Here is a 20,960-nt window from a genome sequence, read left to right on the forward strand (position 1 = left end):
GAACCCCCCATCGAGCCGCCTCAACCGATGACTGATGATTTGCCCTCCTTCCCAGTCAGTGCCGCGTGAGCGGCGCCGTGCATCCCATCACCGAGATCCGCGGCTTTCTCAACGAACCGCCGCCAGGCCGCGCGCTCACGCAGGCGGTCGACGTCCGCCATCAGCGGCCTCACCGTCCGAACAGGCGGGTTGGCCGCCCCGATCTGGGCGGCCTCGATCCAACCGAGGCCGATCCCTGCTAGGCCGGCGGCGCCAAGCGCCGTCGCCTCAACCGAGGAGGCCACCTCGAGGGGCATGTCGAGCAGGTCCGCCTGGCGTTGCAGCAGATACCCATTGCCGGTCAGCCCACCGTCGACGCGGAGGGTCAGTGGTGGACGATCCATCGCCACGGTCATCGCCTCGACGATGTCGGCCACCCGGTGGCCAATCCCGTCGAGCGCCGCGCGGGCAATGTGGGCGCGGGTGGTCGCAGCGGTCAGCCCGGCGATAACGCCCCGGGCGCGCGGCCGCCACCACGGCGCTCCAATCCCGGCAAGCGCGGGAAGCAGCTGAACGCCGGCGGTGTCAGGGACGCTGCGAGCGAGCTCTTCGCTCTCGGCAGGATTGGCCAGCAATCCGAGGCCGTCGCGCAGCCAGTCGAGGAGCGAACCAGCGGTGAAGACACCGCCATCGAGTGCGTAGGTGGTCCGCTCATCGCGAAGCTGCCAGCCGACCGTACTGAGCAGGCCATCGGCCACCGGCGGCTGCGGTCCAGCCACCGCCAGCACGAAGACGCCCGTCCCGTACGTCGCCTTCATCTGGCCGGGCTGAACGCAGCCGTGACCGATCAGGGCAGCCTGCTGGTCGCAGACGAGCGCCATAAGCGGCAGGCCGGCGGGGCCCCAGCGGGCATGGTGGAGGTTGCCGGCCGGTCCGGCGCTTGGAACGATGCGCGGGAGGGCCGCGCGCGGAACGCCGAAGGTATCGAGCAACCGATCGTTCCAGGTGAGGGAATGAATGTCGAGCAACTGGGTGCGCGACGCCGTGGATGCGTCGGTGAGCGCCTCGCCGGCGAGGTTCCAGGTGAGCCAGGCGTCGACGGTCCCGAGGCGGAGGGTCCGACGGGACGCCGCGGTCTGGACGGCCGGGACCTCCTCGAGCAGCCAGGTCATCTTTCCGGCAGAGAAGTAGGGGTCGAGCGGCAGCCCAGTTAGCCGGCGGAGCTCAGGCTCGAGGCCCGCCGAGCGGAGGCGCTCGACGATCGGCTCGCTCCGTCGGCATTGCCAGACGATGGCCGGCGACAGCGCTGCGCCGGTCGTCTCGTCCCAGGCGACTACCGTCTCCCCCTGGTTGTCGAGGCCAACGGCCGCAATCCGCTCCGGGCCACCACAGCTGGCCAGCACCTCCGCGGTGCACTCAACCACCGATTCCAGGATCTCGTCCGGGTTCTGCTCAGCCCATCCGGGGCGCGGATGCTGGATCCGGATCGGACGCGAGGCCGACGCCATGACTCGAAGGCCTCGGTCGAACACGAATGCGCGCGTGCTGGTCGTGCCCTGGTCGATGGCCAGCAGCAGGTCGGGGCTCACAACGCCGCCGCCGACGCATCGCCACGCTGGCTGAGGAGCTCACGACGCAAGTTCTCCATCATCTCGCGCACCTGGGCCTTGACCGTCGCGCGCAGAATCGGCGCGCCAAAGGCGGCCAAGCGGCCGGTGAGCTCGAGCTCGATCGCGTAGACCGCCCGGGTCTGGCCGTCGGCCTCGGTCACGTCGATCGGTACGCTGACGACAAACGAACCGATCAGGCCGATGGGACGTCCGCTGATCGCCAGCCGAACGTGATCCGGCGGATGCAGGTCCACCAGCTCCGCAGTGCCCTGTACCCGCAGGGTGATGAACTGAATCTTCGTCCGCATCACAGCTCGGTAGCGGTTCGGGGCGAGTTGCTCGAGCTCCTCGCATCCTGGAAGGATTCGTTGAATGGCGGGGAGATCGTCCACGAGCTCCCACAGTCGATCGCGGGGAGCGTCGACCAGGATCTCGTCTTCGAGCAGCCGCTTCACCGAACCACCTCGGCCGCGGCGCTGCACGCCGCCCCGACAAGCCGACCGTCAGCCAGGGCGGTGCGATGATCGACATCCGGACTCCGGCAGCTGCCGGCCACCCACAGGCCGGCAAGCTCCGTCTGGCCGTCTACTTCGGATGGCGCGGCAATGCCGGGCCTCCCGTCGACGAGCCCCAACCCGCGGAGCAGGAAGGCGGCCGGCAAGAGTCGGTGCGCCAGAACCAGGGTATCGGCGTCCATCCAGGCCCCATTGACCATGACGGCCTCGAGTCGACGGTCGCCGCGGATCGCTTCGATCACGGCCGGGTCGGCCGTGTCAACCTGATTGACGACCAGCCCTGCACCACGCAGCCGATCGATGCTGAGCTCCGCCGTGCGGCCATGACCCACCACGACCGGCCGCCGCCCTGGCAACCATCCGGAGTCGAGGGCAGCCTCGACGAAGTCGCTGGTGACGACCCCGCTGCCGCGCGGGCCAGCTATCGGCAGGTGCTCGCGTGGCTCGACGTATCCCCCGGTTGCCACCAGGACGGCGCGGGCAGAAAGCTCGATGCCTCCATCAGCGGTCTGAACCTGGACAGTCCAGCCGCTCCCTGCGGGGAGGAGGCCGGTCACGGCGGCCTCCAGCCAGCCGGAGACCTGGCCCTTGGCGATCTCGTTCTTCAACTCATCCAGCGCATGGCGCTCCTCATCCGTCAGCAGGGCCGGCCGAGAGCCGAGCGCTCCGCCCCATCGACCGCGCCGCTCGATGATGAGGACCCGGGTATCGGTCTCCCGCGCCGCGAGAGCGGCCCCAACACCGGCGAGGCCGCCTCCGACAACCACCAGGTCCACGACGTTCGGCGCCACTGGGCGTCGATGACGGCTCCCACCCTCGGTCGCGCCAGGCTCACCTGGGGCGATCAACCACGAGCCACCGCGGTGCTTGAGCATCGCATCCGCCGTCCGGCCGGTCTCTGCCGCGATCGTCTGAGCGACCGCCACGGTGCACAGGTTGCCCTGACAGTCCCCGAAGGTCACGCCGCACGCGCGTTTGGCAGCATCGACCGTCGCAGCCCCAACCACCTGTCGCACCGCGCCGATGAGCTCGCCTCGGCTGACGGAACGACAGATGCAGATCAGCTCGCCAGCTGCCTCCTCGAATGCTGGTTCGACGACACGCGCGCCCGCTGCCCTCGGCCGCCAGCCTCGAAGCTTCGCCGCCTCCTCGACGACACGCTCCGCCACGGCTGGAGAGGCACTGATTCCCGTGGAACGGATGCCTGTCACGTGATACAGGCGATCACCCCTCGTCGACGGACGCAGGATGTAGTCACCGGTGCTCGAGACCGCACGGAGACCGGTGAACTGACGAATCGGGACCATGTCCTCGACGGCAGGGACCATGGCGGTGCAGGCCGCGAGGATGCGTCGGCGCCCTTCGGCGTCCGTAGAGCGGTTTTGCTTATCCATGCCGTCCTCTGCCGTCGGGCCGAGCAGCAGGCCACCGAAGACGATGGGGGTCACCAACATGCCCTTCCCCATGGGGCCTGGCAGCGGCAGGATGATCTGCTCCACCCCGAATGACTCTTCGCTGACCAGGAACTGTCCACGGCGCGGCCGTAGGCGGAAGCTGCGATCGCCGGCCAGGCCGGCGAGATGATCGGCCCACAGACCTGCGCAGTTGAAGACCTGGTCGGCGGCCATCGACCCAGCCCCGTCGGTGTGCAGCGTCACCCGCTGTGGGGTGACCTCCAGCCTCACGACCGCGGCGTCAGTCAGCACACGCCCTCCGGCGACGATGCCCGCCTCTGCATAGCGTCGAGTCAGCCAAAACGGATCGATCACGGACTCGCCAGGGATCGAGAGCGCGGCCGCGGCGCCTCGCGTGACATAGGGTGCTACCCGGCGCAGCTCGTCGCGATCGAGCAGATTGGTCTCGACGCCCAAGCGCGCGGCATTCGACGCCACCTCGTCGCGCAGTCGAGTCGCCTCAGCCATGTCGCGCCCCAGCATCAGCGCACCGACCTGGAGGAAGGGGACGCTCAGCTCATCGATAACCGCGGGCCACAGGAGCGCCGCTCGCCGCAGCATCTCCGCCTCGGTCGTGCCGGGGTGCGCATCGAACCCGGTATGCACGATCGCGCTGTTGGCCTTGCTGGTCCCCTCACCGATGGATGGTTCGGCCTCGAGCAGGACGGCATCAACACCGCGCTGCGCCAGCTCGCGCAGCACGGCGCACCCGATCACCCCTCCGCCGATTACGACCGCTTGAACGCGCTCCAGTTGCCGCCGAGTCACAGGGTCAGCTCCGCTAAGAATCGGCTCCGATCGCCGCGATAGAGATCGCGCGCGTGCTCGACCGCGTGCCCGCCGTCATCCCAGGCCGTGCGCTCCAGGAGCATGAGCGGGCTGCCGACAGGTACGCCCAATAGCTCCGCCTCGGGCCGCTCGGCGGCCACCGATTCCATGGCCTGCACGCCGCGAACCGGTCGCGCGTGATAGTGGCGGTCCATGAGCCCGTAGATCGAGCCATGGTCGAGATCCATCTCGAGCAGCCCGGGGAAGCGGGAGGCGGGGAAGAACGAGGTCTCGAACACCGTAGCCACCCCGCGGGCGAAGCGCAGCCGAACGACCTTGTAGATCTCCTCACCGGGGAGGAGCCCCAGGGTCGCGGCGAGCCCTTTCGTCGCGTAGACGCGCCCGCGTTCGATGGTGCGCGTCACCGGCAGGACGCCCTGGCCGACGGATTCTTGAAAGAAGCCGCGCAGAGCGGTTGCCTGGTGGCGCAGCTTAGGCTCGGAGACGAACGTGCCGCGGCCCTGCTCTCGGCTCACCAGGCCGCGATGCTCGAGGCGGGCAAGCGCCTGGCGAACCGTCATGCGGCTCACCCCCATCTGGCTGGCTAGTTGGCGCTCCGCCGGGATCCGGTCGCCAACCGCCAGAACCCCCTCCTCGATGCGGCTCGCCAACTCCTCCTCGATCTGGAGGTAGGCGGCTAACCCCCGAGTGGCCCCCTGCGCGAGGCCAAGGCCGTCTCGCGCGCCCTCTGGCAGCCGTTCCCGGGACTCATCGGCCATACGCTGTCGTATCCCTGCCCCCTGGCTTTGGCGTCGACCGGCCGCGGGTCGTGGGACGCCAGATTCCACAGACGCAGCGGCGGGTGTCGACGGAGAAGGTCTAGACCAATTTCAGGCCTACGTCAAGGTCCCGCCATTGCGAAGCCCGGGATGGACACCTGAATCGTCTTCGGGCGGTACGACGTGACCAACCGGGCAACGGAGGACGCGCCGTGGCCGAGCCAGTCGTCTACATCGACCACTCCCAGATCCGACCCGGAAGGCTCGACGAGGTCAGGCAGGCAGGTAGGGTTTGCGCGGTTCCCGACTGCCGACTCCTGAGGTCGCCAGTCACGCTCCAACGGTTTTCGCCTCGGCGAGATATTGGCGGCGCTACCTCGTCCCGCATCACACCGTAGTCAGGGGCCAATGGGTGTGCGATCGGGTGAATGGCCGAGAATCGATGCTGGAAGCAGGCGGGCGGCTGTTCGCTCGGCTGCTGAGGACCGATTGAGCACGACCGCCGCCGCCAACGGCCGCGCGAACGCCAAATGGCCACGCCTCCGCGTCACGCGGCGACCGACGTGAGCCAATCCCACAAGGGTGCCGATAAGGGTGCTCGCAGTGCACGTGGAAAGGTGAAACCGGCCTGATTTGAGCACGAATCGGCGGTGTAGATGAGACTTGGTACCGCATACCGGATGCGCATGATTCCGGTGTCAGGCGTCCCAGTCTGGGTCGATTGAGCACGTTTGAGTCGATCTGGGACGCATGGTGCGGTTCCATAAGGGTGCTTATAAGGGTGCTTCAGCTTTCTGCGCCGTGGCGTCCAACCGACTTAAAAGATCAGACGCTCTCGAGTCTCCGCAGCCATCCTGAGCACGAATCGGCCACGTCCTGCCCGACCCGTCGGCTCGGCGCTTTGCATTCGATCCCGGTTCGGGCTTGCGGCCTCCCCGTCTCGTTCATCGGGCACACCGCCGAGATCCTCAGGCCGGCCATCTGCCTGCGCGAGTCTCGCGCGTCGACTGCGACCGTCCGACGTCAGGCGCGGTCGTCTGCGGCCAGCTGCTGGATCGGTATCAGGTCCACCATCTGCGCCAGGTTGGAGCGCTCCGCCCCCTGGTAGACATCGGTGGTCAGGTACTTCAGGCCGCTGTCCACCAGGATGGTGGCGATGGTCGAGATCGGTCCCAGGCGCCCAGCCAGCCGGATGGCGGCGACCACGTTGGCACCCGACGAGGCCCCGGCGAACAGCGCCTCCTCACGGGCCAGGCGGCGGGCCATCTCCTTGGCCTCGCGGGTGGTGACGGTCATGATCTCGCTGGCGTCAGCGGGGTCCCATAGCGGCGGCACGAAGCCGATGCCCATGCCCTCGATCTCGTGGGCGCCGGTGCGTCCCTCCGACAAGATGGGCGACTCAGCCGGCTCCACCGCCACGGTGTGGATGTCGGGTCGGTGCCTGCGCAGGCTGGTTACCGTGCCGTGGATGGAGTGGGCGGTGCCGACGCTCTGGACGAAGCCGTCGACCCCACCGGCGGCCTGGGTCCAGATCTCGTCGCCCATCGCCTCGTAGCCGCGGGCGGCGTGGTGGTTGTTGAGCTGGTCGACCCACCAGGCGCCCTCCTCGGCGCTGATGCGATGGGCGGTCTCGATCATCGTCTTGATCAGCTGTTCGGTGATCTGCTGACGGTCGCTGCGGACCAGGGTGATCTCCGCGCCCAACGCGGCCTGGTGATCGCGCTTCTCGGCGCTGAAGGCATCCGAGGTGACGATCTTTAGCCGATAGCCGCGTGCCGCGCAGACCAACGCCAGGGAGGTGCCGGTCGAGCCGCCGGTGTACTCGACCACGGTGGCGCCGGGCGTCAGGTACCCCGCCGCCTCGGCGCCGTCGATGGCGGCCAGCGCCATGCGGTCCTTCATCGAGCCCGTGGGGTTGGTGCTCTCGACCTTCACCACTACGCGGCCGGCGCCCGGCGGGACCACGCGTCGCAGCTGCACGAGCGGCGTGTTGCCGATGCCAGACAACACGTCGCCGGACTGGTCTCCCATGGCTGACAGTCTGGCACCCCTCGGGGAGCGCGTTGCGGCGACGCGGTGCGGCCGAACGGGATAAGGGTGCTGATAAGGGTACTGAGACACAATTAGAACACCGAGAGGTCCGATCCGAGCGTGGATCGGGTCTCAATTTTCTGATTTGGTACCGCTTACCGGATGCGCGAGATTCCTATGTCATGCGACCCAATCTGGGTCGATTGAGCACGTTTGATTCGCGGTGGCACGGATTGGCGCGATGCCATAAGGGTGCTTATAAGGGTGCTTCAGCCGGACACCCACATGTTGCGTTCAGATTGGTCAAGCGATGCAGGTCCCTGGGGACCCGCCAGGCCGGCCAACGCCAGACGGCCTCCGACTTCCTCACCGCCGGTCCCCATGCCGAGGACCACCACGTCAACTTGCTCAGCCATGTCGTTCAACCGTGCACACTCCCTAGCCAATTCAGTGTTGGGCCGCGTCGACGAGCGCGACCCGCGCGGGCCTCTTCCTCCGCGAGGGCAGATCCGTCCGACCAGCGTGGTCAATCTCACCGGGGGAAAGCTGACCGCTGACCAGCGTGCGGACTGTCCTCGTAGCAGCGGAGCGCCGGCGACGGCCCGCCGCCCAGCCATTGCTCCATGGCACCCGTGCGACCCACACAATGCGCCGGTGGTCACCGGGTCCAGACCACGAGCCATGGGTGAGCCCTGTAACCGCTAGACGACCGTGCCGATCATCGCGGAGAGCCGCGCTCGTTCCGTCGCCTCGAGGACCCGAGGATCGGCGTACTCGGGGCCGCGAGTCTGCGTCCCGAGCAGGGACCCGAACAGCTCGTCCTCGTACGTCTTCTCCGTCACCTCGAGCCGCAGCGGCGCGAAGGACGGCGAGAACTCGACGTGGAGGTGCTGCTGGATTCGCGCATTGAGCGCGAGGATCGCGAGCCGCTGCCTTCGCTCGTCGGCATAGGACGCGAAGGCCGCCGGGTCCCAGTTCGACTCGTCGAGCAGGACTTCGGCGATGCTTCGAGCATCTCGCATCGCCATCGCAAGGCCCTGTCCGATGAGCGGGTCGACCCACCCCGCCGCGTCGCCGATCAGGACGAGACCCTCGTCGACCGGGTCGTCGACGAATGCCGAGCTGAGCGGGAAGGTTCCGCACGGTCCGTCCTGCCGCCCACCAGCCACCGCCCCGCCGAACGGCAGACTCGGGGAGTTCCACGCGGCGAGAAACCGCCCGACGCCACCTTCGCCCGTGAACTGCGACCGTTCCGCGATCGCGATGCAGACGTAGAGGCGGGCTCTTGCTCCGGCCTGGGGGAAGCTGATCAGGTGACGATCGGTCTCGTGGAGGGAATACCCCATCGTCGCGGGGGCTCCGTCCAACCCGCCCACGAGCATGCCGGCCGCGACGGATGTCGCCCCTTCCTCGCGCAGCCCGATGGACGCCTGTCTCCGGATTGTCGAAACCTTGCCATCCGCGCCCACCACGAGCCGGCACGACACCGCCTGGCGCGCGCCCGCTCCGGACCAGCTCACGGTGGGGGCGGAACCAAAGGTCGCGAGGACGTCGGTCGCTCCGCGGACGACGGTCGCTCCTGCGAGCGAGGCGGCTCCGGCGAACGCCTCGCAGGCCACGGGATGACGCACGTCCAGGATGCCCTCGATCCCCGGCACGCGATCACCGAATCCGACGGTCAGCGCGTTACGCATCACGGCATCCGGATCGCTGCCGATCTCGTAAGCGAGCCAGTGTGTGAGCGTGACCGCGCCGTCCGGGTTTCCGACCAGGACGTCCTCGACGCCCGCCCGCCGGGCCTCGGCGATCCCCCACGGCATCATGCCCTCACCTAGCACTCGGTCGCGGTATTCGGTCTGACGCTCCAGGAGGAGCACCCCGAGACCGCCGCGAGCCAGGGCGGTTGCCAGCGCGCCGCCGGCGATCCCACCGCCAACGATCGCCACGTCATACGCCGTCATCGTAGGGATGATCGGCAGCGCCGGGGCCGAACGTCAAGCTACCCGGGCCCGGGACCGTGAAGGGCCCGCCTGGACGAAGCCCCGATGATGCGATTGGGTGACGCCGCAGATTACGGGTGCCCACAGAGTGCCGACAAACCGCATCCAAGCCGATTCTGAGCACGAATCGTGCCCTGGAGATGAGACTTGGTACCGCATACCGGATGCGCGGGATTCCGATGTCATGCGTCCCAGTCTGGGTCGATTGAGCGCGTTTGAGTTGCGGTGGTTCGCATGGCGCGATGCCATAAGGGTGCTTATAGGGGTGCTTCAGCCCCTTCGGATCGAGTTCGCCCCGATTGGTCAAGAATGCCTGGATTCCCCATGCCATCCGAGATCATCTCGGGACGTGAGATAGGACGTTCTCCTCCTCCACCAGCCCCACCGAGGTCTCGGGAGAGGTCCCCAGTTCGTTGCACCCCGGATGCCGCCGAATTCGGGCTCACAGTGGCGTTTCCCGAGACGGTCTCGGTTGCTATGGCGTCCCCCGCAGGTGCCGGGGCCGTACTAGCAAACATTCCCATCGTAGGCAGACTGGAGGCCGACTCGGAATCGCGATCCGCCTGACGCCGCGCCTCCGCGCTGGCGGCGACATCGACGTCTCGCGCCAGGGGATGCAGCCTGTGCTGCAGGAGCTCATCGATGTCGAGGCTGGCCGGGCGATCGGTGCCGCCAGGTCAACCAGATCGCCCGTCGGCGCGCCGCGGAAGGCGACCATCGTCCTGGCCGATCAACGGATGAAGAACGGTCGGGCGCTCGAGCCGATTGACGAACCCGCCTTGAGCAGGCATGCCACACTGGCCTGAGACGCGCAGGAGGTATGCCGCCCAATGCCACCCGAGAGCAACCCGGCGCTGCCGACCGGCACGGTGACATTTCTGTTCACCGACATCGAGGGCTCCACGGCCCTCCTGACGCTGCTCGGCGAGGCGTACGTGACCCTCCTCGAGCGCCACGCCGAGATCCTGCGGACCGCGATCGCAACCAACAGCGGGACTGAAGTCAGCACCGAGGGCGACGCCTTCTTCGCCGTCTTCCCCTCCGCGCCCGATGCCGTCGCGGCGGCAAGCAGGGCGCAGCGTGAGCTGGCGCGCCCCGGCTGGCCGAACGATGCGTCGGTGCGCGTCCGAATCGGCCTGCACACCGGCGTGGCCCGCCTGGGCGGCGACAACTACGTCGGGCTCGACGTCCATCGCGCCGCTCGGATCGCGGCCGCCGGCCATGGCGGCCAAGTCCTGCTTTCTGACGCGGCGCGTGCGCTCGTCGCCGAGGCACTGCCGGGCGACACCCACCTTCGCGACCTCGGTCAGCATCGGCTGAGAGACCTCGAGCAGCCCGTGCGGATCTGGCAGCTAGAGATCGATGGACTCCCTGCCGACTTCCCGGACCTCAGGACACTCGACGCGAGACCTGGGAACCTGCCGCGCCCGCTGACCGGCTTCGTCGGCCGGGAGCGCGAGCTGGCTCGGCTCATCCACCTGGTGCGCGGCCACCGCCTGGTCACCCTGACCGGTGCCGGCGGAACCGGGAAGACCCGCCTCGCCCTCAAAGCGGCCGAAGAGCTTCGCGACCACCTGCCGGACGGTGCCTTCTTCGTCGACCTGTCGGCACTGCGAGACCCGGCCCTCGTGCCGCTGGCCATCACGCAGGCGTTACGCCTTGGCGTCGATCCCGGCGGCGATGCGCTGCACGCCGCCAGAGGGTACCTGCGCGACCGCGAGGCGCTGCTGCTCGTCGACAACTTCGAGCAGGTGGTGGAGGCGGCGCACGTCGTCGAGGAGCTCCTGGCCGCCGCTTCCCGTCTCCGAGTCCTGGTGACCAGTCGCAGCCCGCTCGGCATCTATGGCGAGCAGGAGCTCGAGCTCCCCCCGTTCGACGTTCCTGCGGGCGGCTCGCTGGAACTGCTGTCGGCGAGCCCGGCGGTCGCGCTGTTCGTGGATCGCGCCAGGGACGTGAAGCCGGGATTTGAGCTCTCGGCGGATCAGGCCATCGCCGTCGCCGGAATCATCGCCCGGCTCGACGGCCTGCCGCTGGCGATCGAGCTCGGTGCCAGCCAGGTCCGGGTGCTGACGCCGGCGGCCATCCTGTCCCGGCTGGAGGCCCATCAGCCGCTGATGCCGGCGGCGACGCGAGGCCGGCCGGCGCGGCAGCGCACGATGTGGGCCGCGATTGACTGGAGCTATGAGCTGCTCGATGGGCCCGAGCGGCGGCTATTCACCCGCCTCGCGGTGTTCTCCGGTGGCTTCTCACTCGAGGGGGCGGCGGCCGTCGCAGACCCAGGCGACCTGGGGATCGCGATCCTGGACGGGATCGCCGCGCTCGTGGGCAAGAGCCTGCTGCGCCAGACCGACGGGGATGCGGAGCCGCGCTTCGGGATGCTCGAAACCATCCGGGACTACGCCGGTGAGCGGCTCCGGACCGACTTCGACGCCGATGCCACTGAGCGGCGCCAGTCCGCCTTCTACGAGTCGTTCGCCGAGGCGGCCGAACCGCACCTCACGCGGATGGAGCAGGCATCATGGCTCGACCGCTGTGAGGTGGAGCGGCCGAATCTGCGTCGTGCCATTGACTGGGCGATCCGGAGCGGCGAAGCCGATCTGGGCTTGAGGATGGCCGCCGCATTGTGGCGCTTCTGGCACCAACGCGGCCCGCTCTGGGAGGGCCGCAAGGCGCTCGACCAGCTCCTCGCGCTGCCAGGTTCGTCGCGGGAAACGCGAGCCAGAGCGCTGTCGGCCGCCGGGGGGCTTGCCTGGTGGGACGGCGACTTCGTGGCGACCCGTCGTCACAACGAGGACGGGTTCGCGCTCTTTACCGCCGACGAGGAGACGACCGACCGGGTCCGGGCACTGTACGACCTGGGCTTAACACTGGTGTGGAGCGGGACGCAGGGCAATCTGAAGGACCTCGACCGCGCGGAGGACCTGCTCCGTCAGAGCCTGACGCTTGCGGAACGGTTGGACGATCGGCACGGGAGCGCACGCGCCTATCGGGCGCTGGGCCTGGCTCGAGGCATCGCCCGCAAGGATCCGCGAGGCGCCATCCCCCTCTTCGAGCAATCAGTGGCGCTCTTCGAGACGCTCGGTGAGCGATGGGAGCTGAACGAATCGCTGATCGGTCTGGCCAACGGCCACCGATTCTCCGGCGACAAGGCGCGTGGCCGAGAGTATTACCTCCGCGGCCTCGATCTCATGGCGGCCGCCGGCAATCGTCCCGCGATGGCATGGCTCCTGTTTCTCGTTGCCGCCGTCGAGGGTGAGATGGGCCGGCACGAGCGCGTCGCCCGGCTGTGGGGCGCGGCGGAGGCGGTCCGCGAAGCGGCCGGAGCGATCCGACCGCCGGCCGCCGCTCTGCTCGTTGTGGACCCCCTCGGCACGGCACGGCAGGCCATCGGTGACGAGGCAGTCGAACGCGCGCTTGCCGAAGGGCGAGCGATGGATCCCGAGGCGGTGGTCGCGTACGCCCACGCCGATGCCCCGATTGCCGTCGCCCAGTGACCCGGCCGGGTCACGGTCAGTGGGCGCGAGAGCATTGCCCTTCTGAAGGCTCGCGCATCATGAGCGGCCGGAACGGTCCTTGCTTACTAGACGATCCATCGCTTGCCTGGGAAGTGAGCAAGCGTCCCCGGCAGGTGACGGGGCCGTCCTAACAACCATACCCATCGTAGGTCGCGGAGAACTGGAGTCGGAACCCCGTTCCGCTGAGCCGGAGGGTGTCCCCGGACACTGAGGCCCAACGCGACGGACGGTTACTCGGTCGCCAGCACGAGACACGAGCTGAGTCGCGTCGCGTTCTCGCGGATTATCGACTCCGCGTCGGCGAGGATGTCTCGGATCCGCGGATCGACCACCTGGTAGCGGTTGTGGCGACCTTCTACGGTAGCGAGCACGTAGCCGCACCAGCGTAGGCAGGAGAGGTGGCTCGAAACCCGCCCCTGGGCGAGGCCGAGCTCGCGCTGCAGCTCGGACACGGTCCGCGGACGCTCCGCGAGCACTTCGAGGATCCGCACCCGGGTCGGGTCGGCGAGACCCTGGAAGAAGGTAGCCAGGACCTCCGGCCGGGTGAGCTGCGGGCGAGTGGCGGCGCTCGGCAGGTTGCTGAGCCCAATCGGGCTGGGCGGTTCGACCGTCATGCTCGTGTCCCGCTGGATCGGACGAAGGCGTTGTAGCCGGCCGCCCGGACCGCCGCGGTCAGGCGCTCCATCTCGACCGATGGCTCCGCCGCCACCCGGGCGCTGCGGCCCTCGAGACTGACGTCGGCTGCCTCGACGCCGGGGACCGACTCGAGCGCGGCGGTGACGGTTTGCACGCAGTCGTCGCAGGTCATGCGGCCCACGCCGAGGTCGATGTATTGAAGCTGCTCTTGCTGATTGTTCGCGCTCACGGTGTTCCTCCTGATCGCCGCCAACTAGTGGCTGCGAGAGTTCGATACGACTGATGCCATACTAATACGCCTCTCCGTATGCCAGCTTACAGCGGCGCACCGTCCGATGGCCCAGCCTCGAGGCAGACCTGACATCCCCTCACAGCGGAGCTCGTGACCACATGACCACGCCCTACGACCTCTTCATCCTCGGCTCGGGCTCGACCGCCTTCGCCGCCGCGATCAAGGCCAACGAGCTCGGCGCTCGGGTGGGCATGGTCGAGCGACGGACCCTGGGCGGCACGTGCGCCAACCGCGGCTGCCTGCCGTCCAAGAACCTCATCGAGGCGGCGCGGATCGTGTGGGAGGCCGGCCACCCACGGTACGCCGGTCTCACGCCGGCGCGGATCGAGGTCGACTTTCCGACGCTCATCGGCCAGAAGGACGACGTGGTCCGCGACTACCGGGCCAAGAAGTACGCCGCGGTCGCCGACGGGATCGACCTCGAGGTCCTCGACGGCGACGCCCGCTTCGCCGCCCCGCACACGATCTCGCTCGACGGCCGCACGATCGACGCCGATCGCATCCTCGTCGCGACCGGCAGCCGCCCAACGGTCCCGGCCATCCGCGGCCTCGACTCGGTCCCGTTCCTGACCAGCGACCTGCTCGACGCGGACGAAGCCGGGCGGCTGACCGAGCTGCCGGGGTCGCTGATCGTCCTCGGTGGCGGGTACGTCGCGGCCGAGCTCGCCCAGATGTTCGCCCGACTCGGCAGCCGGGTCACGATCGTCGCCCGCTCGGAGTTCCTCCGCGGCTATGAGCCGGTGCTCGGGCAGACGCTGGCCGAGTCGTTCCGGGCCGAGGGGATCGAGATCCTTGCCAGCACGCGAGTCGAGCGCGTGTCCGGCGACGGCCGGGGGGTGGCGGTCGCGGTCGAGACGCCGGACGCGCGCCGGATCCTGCGCGCCGACCGGCTCCTCGTCGCCACCGGCCGAACGCCGAACACCGAGAATCTCGAGCTCGAGACTGCCGGGATCGCCCTCGACGAGGCCGGGGTCGTCGTCGTGAACCGCGAACTGCGGACCAAGGTCGACCATATCTGGGCCGCCGGCGACGTCATCGGCCGCCAGCATGGCTCACAGATGGCGACGCCGGTCGGAGCACGCCAGGGGCGGCTCGTCGCCGAGAACGCCCTCGCCGCGGCGAGGAAGCCGTTCGACGGCACGGTCATCCCGCGGGCGATCTTCACCGACCCGCCGATCGGCACGGTCGGCCTGACGGAGGCGGAGGTCAAGGCGAGGCACACGCCCGCCGTCACGGCCACCACGCCGCTCGCCTATGTCCCAAGAGCCGGCGCGATCCACAAGCCCGAGGGCGTCGTGAAGATGATCGCGTCGACGATCGACGAGCGGATCCTCGGGGTTCATGTGATCGGCGAGGCCGCGTCCGAGGTCATCCACGAGGCCGCCATGGCAATGCATTTCAAGGCGACGATCGGCGACTTCGTTGACCTGATCCACGTCTACCCGACGATGAGCGAGGCGCTCAAGATCGGCGCCCAGGCCTTCAGCCGGGACGTCTCCAAGCTGTCCTGCTGCGCGGAGTGACACCCATGAATGAGGCATTCGACCTGGTCATCATCGGCGCCGGCGAGGCCGGCCAGGCGGCGGCGCACCTGGCCCGCAAGCTCGGCGGCAGCGTCGCGATCATCGACCGCGAGCTGTTCGGCGGCTCGTGCCCGTTCTGGGCCTGCATGCCGTCGAAGGCGCTCCTCCACGCTGCGGCGATCCACCACGCTGGCGGCGACTACCCGTGGCAGCGGGCGTCGGACTTCCGGGACTGGATGATCGTTCGCGAGCACCGCGACTGGCCCGACGACAGCGGTCATGTCAAGGATCTGGAGGCCGCCGGGGCGGTCGTCATCCGCGGCGAGGGTCGGATCGACGGGCCCGGCCGGGTCGTCGTCCGCTACGACGACGGCGAGCGGATCCTCGGCGCGAATGCGATCCTCGTGTCGGTCGGGACGAACTCGACGATCCCCGACGACATCGAGGGCCTCGACCAGATCAAGCCCTGGACGAACCGCGAGGCCACATCGACCCGCGAGCTGCCGCGAAGCCTGGTCATCCTGGGCGCCGGTCCGACCGGCGTCGAGATGTCCCAGGTCTACAGCCGCTATGGCGTGCCGACGATCCTCGTGTCGCCGCATGAGCGGATCAACCCGAAGGACCACCCCCGCAGCTCGGCGACGCTCGATGCCGCCCTGCGCCGCGACGGCGTCGACATCCGGACCGGCGTCCGCGCCACGCGGGTGAGGCCGCGGGCCGGACGCGATGGCGCGCACGCGATCGAGCTGTCCGACGGCGCGACGGTCGAAGGCCACGAAGTCCTGCTCGCGGTCGGGCGGACCGCGCCGCTGGCGAACCTCGGTCTGGAGACGGTCGGCATCCGCCTCGACGACGGCCAGCTCCATCCCGACGATCGCCTCCGCATCGCCGACGGCGTCTACGTCGCTGGCGACCCGGCCGGGCCCGAGATGCACACCCACCTCGCTGTCTACCAGGGCGAGATGATCGCCCGGATCGCGTTGGGCGAGGACGTGAAGCCCGACCACCGGGCCATTCCGCGCGCCACCTATACCGAGCCCCAGACCGCCGGGGTCGGCCTCCAGCTCGAGGAGGCCCTGGAGCGGGGCTTCGACGCTTTCGAGGAGACGCAGGACTACGCGACCACCGCCCCTGGCTACATCGCGGAAGCCGCCGGCCACGTGACGATCACGGTCGACCGGCGCGAGCGTGTCCTCCTCGGTGCGTTCATCGCCGCACCGGGCGCGGCCGACGCCATCGGCGAGGCGGTCCTCGCCATCAGGACCCGCACCCCGATCGACGTCCTGGCCGACACGATCCATCCCTTCCCGACAACGGTTCGGGTCTTGGGCGGTCTGTTCGGCCAGGCCGCGAGGCGATTGCGTGAACGAGGTGGGGTCGAGGCATGAAGGATGAGCGCAATCGGCGCGTCATCGAGCGGTACCGGCCCGCGTTCGACGCCAGGGACGCGAGCGTGATGCGGGAGATCGCCCAACGACGAAACGATCGAAGAGTCGAGCGGCGTCACGCTGTACGTGTCGCACAACAAGAACGGGTAGCGCTCCTTGAGGGCCGGGCTCCACGCCTCGCGCGAGCCCGGCCCGCTGCCTCGGCGTCGGGACGCCCCGCGATTGGCTCGCTACGTGGGGTCATGTTCGACGAGTCGGACAGGGTCGCCGCGCAGGGCACCTCCTGCCCTGCTGGTCACAGTCATTGTCTCCTGTACCTCGCCTACCCCGATACCGTCCTGCGGCCGACCGATGACGGCCAGTTCCGAACGGCCCGGCGTGAGGCATGCGTTCGGACCGTCAGCGCTCGGCGCCGGCCAGGACCTCGCGCATGGACCGACCGTAGGGCCAGAAGTCGTCCCGGTCGCCGGCGGCCCACTTCTCACGCAGCCCGGGCGCGCCGAGGTCCCAGTCGGTCCGGATCTGGCGGGTCAGCTCCCGCAGGTCGCGCCGCAGGTCTTCGTTCGACGGGCGGCCCCAGTACCAGTAGCCGTTGTAGATCGAGAAGACGCGCAGACCAGGGCCCAGCACGAGGGTGTGCGGGATCATCGGGTCGTGCTCGGGGTCTGTGTATTCAGCGATATCCAGATCCTTCTGCACCGTCCGGCCCGGGTCCGAGAGGAATGGCCAGGCGGCCCCCAGGGCATCGCGCATCTCATTGGTCTCGAGCAGGTTGTCGGTCGAGATGGTGACGACCTTCGTGTACGCCACCTTGATCTCGGGATAGAGATCGACCAGGTTGCGCAGCTGTCGGCGGTCCTTGGGGCAGAAATGGCCGCGCGACAGGACGACGATCATCGGATCGCCGCCCTGCAGCTCGGAGAGCCGCCGGCGACGTCCGCTCTGGTCGGGCAGCTCGTAATCGGGAAAGGTCGCTCCCGGGGCGATATCGGCTCGCACGTGAATTCTCCTGACTGAATCGGGGTCTTGCCCCAGGCCCCGAGATGAGGCATTCGTCGGCCGAGCTTCGCCGGTGATGTGGCGCAGCCGCTGTGAGCCAGCGAACACCCGCGCCGAATCTGCAGCCGGCATGGCTGGCGCTCACGCGAGGATGAGCGGCAGGTTATTCGCCAGGTCCCACGCACCAACAGCGACCAGCGCCACGCCGAGCACGAGCTGGAGCGGGCGCTCGTAGCGCACGACCGCGCGTGCCAGCTGTGCGCCGCGCGCCTGCCCCACCGTCCCCAGGAGGAAGAGCGGCAGGCCGAAGCCGATGCCGAAGACGGCGAAGAACAGCAGTCGGCCCAGCGCATCGCCGATGGTCAGGCTGAAGGCGAAGATCCCGACCAGGAACGGGCCGCTGCACGGGATGGCGATCGGCGCGAAGAGGAGGCCATAGCCAAAGGCGCCGAGAATCGGCCCCCGGCGGCCGAGATTGGACGGCGATGGCTGGGGCAGCCGTGCGAACGGGTTGACGCCGATCAGCAACAGCACGCCGAGCCCGATCAGCAGCAGGTCGGCCGTGGGGAGCACGAATCGGTTGAAGTCGCCGAGCGGGACGGCCAGTGCCGCGATCACGCCGCCGATGACGAGCATGCCGGCGACGACGCCAGACCATACGACGAAGGCGGCCGCGGCCGGTGGCAGGCGAACGGCCTGCGGCCCGGCGGCGCCCGCCGCAGAGGGCACGAGGGCGGTGCTGCTGGTGAGGTATGCCAGGAATGCGGGGTACAGCGGCAGGATGCACGGCGTGAGCGTCGCGCCGATGCCGGCGAAAAGGGCGCCGATGTACACCTCCATCGCCAGCCCGCTCAGTCGGAAGCGAGTTCGGCGACCAGCTCCTCGGCACTCCGCACCCGCCCGAATTCAAGCGCCCTGACCCGCCCATCGGTGGAGATGACGAAGGTCGGCGTGGATGGCGGGTTGGTGACCGCGAAGCCGTAGGCGTCGGTCAGCAGATCCACGAGCGTGGCATCGGCCATCGCGAAGCGCCAGTCGAACCCTTCGCGGTCGGCGTACTCGGCCAGGTCGTCGGGACGCTCGTTGGGGTCGACGTCGATGCCCACAGAGTGGAAGTCGGCCAGCGCGTGGGCCTCAACCACCTCGCGCTGCTGGGCCAGGCAGGTGGTGCACCAGACGGCCATGGTCTCGACAAGCACCGGACCGTCGGCGGCGAGCTGGCCGAGGGTGAAACGCTCGCCGGAGCGGACGTCGGTGAGCTCGTGCTCGAGCAGCGCATTGGCCGACGGATCTCCGGCTGCCGGCTGATCGCTGGTGACGGGCACGGGGGTGGCGCTGGTCGACGGATCTCCGGCTGCCGGCTGATCGCTGGTGACGGGCACGGGAGTGGTGCCGACGGAGCAGGCGCTCAACACGAGCAGCGAAACGAGCATCGGCCACGCCAAGCGGATCATGCGGATCCACCCTGCAGCAGCGCGGCGGCCACCTCTGTCATGTCCGCGCCGACGACGTCGGGGCTGGGCGCCAGCGGATCGAGGACCATGCCTGGACGCGCCACGAACGCGGCCAGGCAGCCGGCGCGTAGAGCGCCGGCCACATCCCAGGCGTGGGCCGCGACGACCCGCATCTGCCCGATGTCGATTTCCAGCTCCCGGGCGGCCAAGCGGTACGCCTCCGGGGCCGGCTTCAGCCGCCGTGTCGCGTCGGCGGACAGCGTCCGCTCGAAGAACGCCGTCAGGCCTGCGTGCTCCAGTTGCGCCTGGACGACCGGCTCGGTCGAGTTCGTGAGTGTAGCGAGCCGGAAACCGCCGTCCCGCAGCCGCTGCAAGGCGTCGGGCACCTCCGGATGGGGCGGCAGCCGCTTCACCGTCCCGAGGATCTGACCGATCTCGGGCTCGGTCAGCTCGCGCCCGCGCCGCTGGGCGACCATCGTCAGAGCCGCACGCCCGACGCTTCCGAAGTCCGCATAGGCGTCGGTGACCGTCGATACCAGCGCCGACTGCAGCAGCTGCCCGAACCATTCGCGGCGCACAGCAGCGTCGCCAAAGACCTGCTCGAACGGGCCGTCGAGGGCACTCAGATCGAGGAGCGTCTCGTTGACGTCGAAGACGAGGATGACCGAGCGCGCTGCCATCGCCTCACAGCCTACCTTCTCGTGCCGGAGGCGGGCGCTGAGGCGGGCTGCCCGCTGACTCCGCTAGGGCTGCCAGACACGGGTGTCGGGCCGGAAGACCGCCCAGGCGAACCAGAACGGGGAATCGGCGACCAGAAGCTCGAGCTGCGCGCCTGCCAACTCGCCCTCCGTCGCGCGGCCCTCGAACGTCCACCCCGACCCGGTCTCGACATCCCGCATCGCTCCTTCGTCGGCAGGCTCGAAGGTGAGGGTGCGCCCGTCCAGGACGGCGCTGAAGGCGTTCGCTGCCCCGACGATCTCGCCGCCGGCAACGGTTGTGCCGCCAAGCCCGGAAGCCGCCCCATTGGTCCAGAGGACGACGATCGGATCGCCACCGACCTCGTCGTTGACGACCGGCTTCTCGGCCAGGAACGGGAACGGATAGGCGACCGCCTCGTCGCCGATGACGAGCCCCAGGATGCGCACCTTGGGGCTCAGCCGGCCGTCGATGAGGGTCCAGTCCTCGAGCAGGAACGGGTTCGAGTCCACGACGTCGTAGCCGGGATACGGGTTGCGGTCGTAATCGCGCGGATGGCCGGTCTCGCGCGAGAGGACAAGCCCATCTGGGTGCGCCGCCACGAACTGTCCCCAGCTGATGAGCTGGCTGGGCAGGAACTCGAGCTGCGTGCCGGTCAGCTCGCCGACGATCGCGCGCCCGGTGGCCTGCTGCCACCAGCTCTCGGTCTGGCGGTCGTACATCACCAGGTCCGAGTGGCGCAGGTTGCCGGTGGTGCCGAAGTCGAGCACCCGATCCCCCGCGCGGCGGTCGAAGGCGATGGCGGTGTGGCACAGCGGACAGAACGTGATCGTGACCGGCGTGCCGGCCACGTCGTCGTTGACGATCTCGTGCCAGATCAGGATCTGGATCGGGTAAGCGCGCCAGTCGTCGCCGATGCCGAAGGCGATGACCGGCTCGTGCTCGACCAGCCAATCGGCGCGGTCGACCGGCAGGAACTGCGGCTCGTCGATCGCCGGGATGCCGTCCTTGCCCGGGCCGCCGCCGATGATCTCGCCGAGCGGCACCTCGTGGCGCGAGAAGTCGGTCGCCCAGCCGGCGGTCACGACGCGCAGGCCCTCATCGGCGGTGGTGGAGGTGGACCGCTCGGGCGGAACCGATGGCGCCGAGGAGCGTGGCGCGCCGGGCACGGCCGTGCACGCCACGGTCAGCATGGTCAGGACGGGCAGGAGGCCGAGGAGTCGTCGCATGACAACACCATACTGTCGCCCCCACGCGTCCGCGGGTCTGTGGCCTGGCTGACTGGCCGCACCTGGCCGTCGAGCCGGTGCATGATGGCGCG

At 69.1% G+C, this 20,960-nt stretch carries 16 protein-coding genes; 3 read left to right on the forward strand and 13 right to left on the reverse strand.

What is annotated here, in order from left to right; genetic code table 11:
* Window positions 1–20: 20 nt before the first annotated feature.
* The 6 genes from WEB29_08230 to WEB29_08255 all read right to left on the reverse strand — a co-directional run bounded on the left by WEB29_08230 (window position 21) and on the right by WEB29_08255 (window position 9,097).
* Window positions 21–1,568 (reverse strand): FGGY family carbohydrate kinase, encoded by a 1,548-nt coding sequence (locus WEB29_08230; protein ID MEX2136920.1) that lies wholly within the window; start codon window positions 1,566–1,568, stop codon window positions 21–23.
* Entirely contained in the window at window positions 1,565–2,044 is a 480-nt protein-coding gene (locus WEB29_08235) for an SRPBCC domain-containing protein (GenBank protein MEX2136921.1), read from the reverse strand. The genes WEB29_08230 and WEB29_08235 overlap by 4 nt, the downstream gene beginning before the upstream one ends.
* Entirely contained in the window at window positions 2,041–4,326 is a 2,286-nt protein-coding gene (locus WEB29_08240; protein MEX2136922.1) for an FAD-dependent oxidoreductase, read from the reverse strand. Before WEB29_08240 ends, WEB29_08235 begins: the two co-directional genes overlap by 4 nt.
* The gene (locus WEB29_08245) at window positions 4,323–5,105 is read right to left on the reverse strand and encodes a GntR family transcriptional regulator (GenBank protein MEX2136923.1); all 783 of its coding nucleotides are present in this window, start codon (window positions 5,103–5,105) and stop codon (window positions 4,323–4,325) included. Before WEB29_08245 ends, WEB29_08240 begins: the two co-directional genes overlap by 4 nt.
* Window positions 5,106–6,128: 1,023 nt before the next feature.
* Window positions 6,129–7,136 carry a cysteine synthase family protein gene (locus WEB29_08250; protein MEX2136924.1) on the reverse strand — a complete coding sequence of 336 codons (1,008 nt, stop codon included), beginning with the start codon at window positions 7,134–7,136 and terminating at the stop codon, window positions 6,129–6,131.
* 701 nt (window positions 7,137–7,837) lie between these two features.
* Window positions 7,838–9,097, reverse strand: a complete 1,260-nt coding sequence (locus WEB29_08255; GenBank protein ID MEX2136925.1) for an FAD-dependent monooxygenase — start codon at window positions 9,095–9,097, stop codon at window positions 7,838–7,840.
* Window positions 9,098–9,966: 869 nt separating this feature from the next.
* On the opposite strand from WEB29_08255, the gene WEB29_08260 reads away from it, so the two are divergent.
* Window positions 9,967–12,630, forward strand: coding sequence for an adenylate/guanylate cyclase domain-containing protein (locus tag WEB29_08260; GenBank protein ID MEX2136926.1), 2,664 nt, complete (start codon window positions 9,967–9,969; stop codon window positions 12,628–12,630).
* A 251-nt stretch (window positions 12,631–12,881) separates the two neighbouring features.
* Here WEB29_08260 and WEB29_08265 read toward each other — a convergent pair whose 3' ends face one another.
* Together WEB29_08265 and WEB29_08270 are read right to left on the reverse strand one after the other, a co-directional pair.
* Window positions 12,882–13,265, reverse strand: a complete 384-nt coding sequence (locus WEB29_08265; protein ID MEX2136927.1) for a metalloregulator ArsR/SmtB family transcription factor — start codon at window positions 13,263–13,265, stop codon at window positions 12,882–12,884.
* Window positions 13,262–13,516: a cation transporter gene (locus tag WEB29_08270; protein MEX2136928.1), complete on the reverse strand. Its 255-nt coding sequence runs from the start codon at window positions 13,514–13,516 to the stop codon at window positions 13,262–13,264. Before WEB29_08270 ends, WEB29_08265 begins: the two co-directional genes overlap by 4 nt.
* Window positions 13,517–13,677: 161 nt before the next feature.
* On the opposite strand from WEB29_08270, the gene merA reads away from it, so the two are divergent.
* Complete coding sequence (merA, locus tag WEB29_08275; GenBank protein MEX2136929.1) at window positions 13,678–15,102, forward strand: mercury(II) reductase; 1,425 nt, start codon at window positions 13,678–13,680, stop codon at window positions 15,100–15,102.
* A 5-nt stretch (window positions 15,103–15,107) separates the two neighbouring features.
* On the forward strand, window positions 15,108–16,490 hold the full coding sequence (locus tag WEB29_08280; protein MEX2136930.1) for an NAD(P)/FAD-dependent oxidoreductase: 1,383 nt from the start codon (window positions 15,108–15,110) through the stop codon (window positions 16,488–16,490).
* Between the two features lie 399 nt (window positions 16,491–16,889).
* Here WEB29_08280 and WEB29_08285 read toward each other — a convergent pair whose 3' ends face one another.
* The 5 genes from WEB29_08285 to WEB29_08305 all read right to left on the reverse strand — a co-directional run bounded on the left by WEB29_08285 (window position 16,890) and on the right by WEB29_08305 (window position 20,868).
* On the reverse strand, window positions 16,890–17,489 hold the full coding sequence (locus tag WEB29_08285; GenBank protein MEX2136931.1) for a redoxin domain-containing protein: 600 nt from the start codon (window positions 17,487–17,489) through the stop codon (window positions 16,890–16,892).
* A gap of 141 nt (window positions 17,490–17,630) precedes the next feature.
* The gene (locus tag WEB29_08290; protein ID MEX2136932.1) at window positions 17,631–18,329 is read right to left on the reverse strand and encodes a cytochrome c biogenesis protein CcdA; all 699 of its coding nucleotides are present in this window, start codon (window positions 18,327–18,329) and stop codon (window positions 17,631–17,633) included.
* An 11-nt stretch (window positions 18,330–18,340) separates the two neighbouring features.
* Window positions 18,341–18,943, reverse strand: a complete 603-nt coding sequence (locus WEB29_08295) for a redoxin family protein (protein MEX2136933.1) — start codon at window positions 18,941–18,943, stop codon at window positions 18,341–18,343.
* Entirely contained in the window at window positions 18,940–19,623 is a 684-nt protein-coding gene (locus WEB29_08300) for a haloacid dehalogenase type II (GenBank protein ID MEX2136934.1), read from the reverse strand. The genes WEB29_08295 and WEB29_08300 overlap by 4 nt, the downstream gene beginning before the upstream one ends.
* Window positions 19,624–19,686: 63 nt before the next feature.
* Window positions 19,687–20,868, reverse strand: a complete 1,182-nt coding sequence (locus tag WEB29_08305; protein ID MEX2136935.1) for a DUF3179 domain-containing protein — start codon at window positions 20,866–20,868, stop codon at window positions 19,687–19,689.
* Between the last annotated feature and the right edge of the window lie 92 nt (window positions 20,869–20,960).

Source organism: Chloroflexota bacterium (genome assembly GCA_040902225.1).
Taxonomy (GTDB): Bacteria; Chloroflexota; Limnocylindria; order QHBO01; family QHBO01; genus CF-167.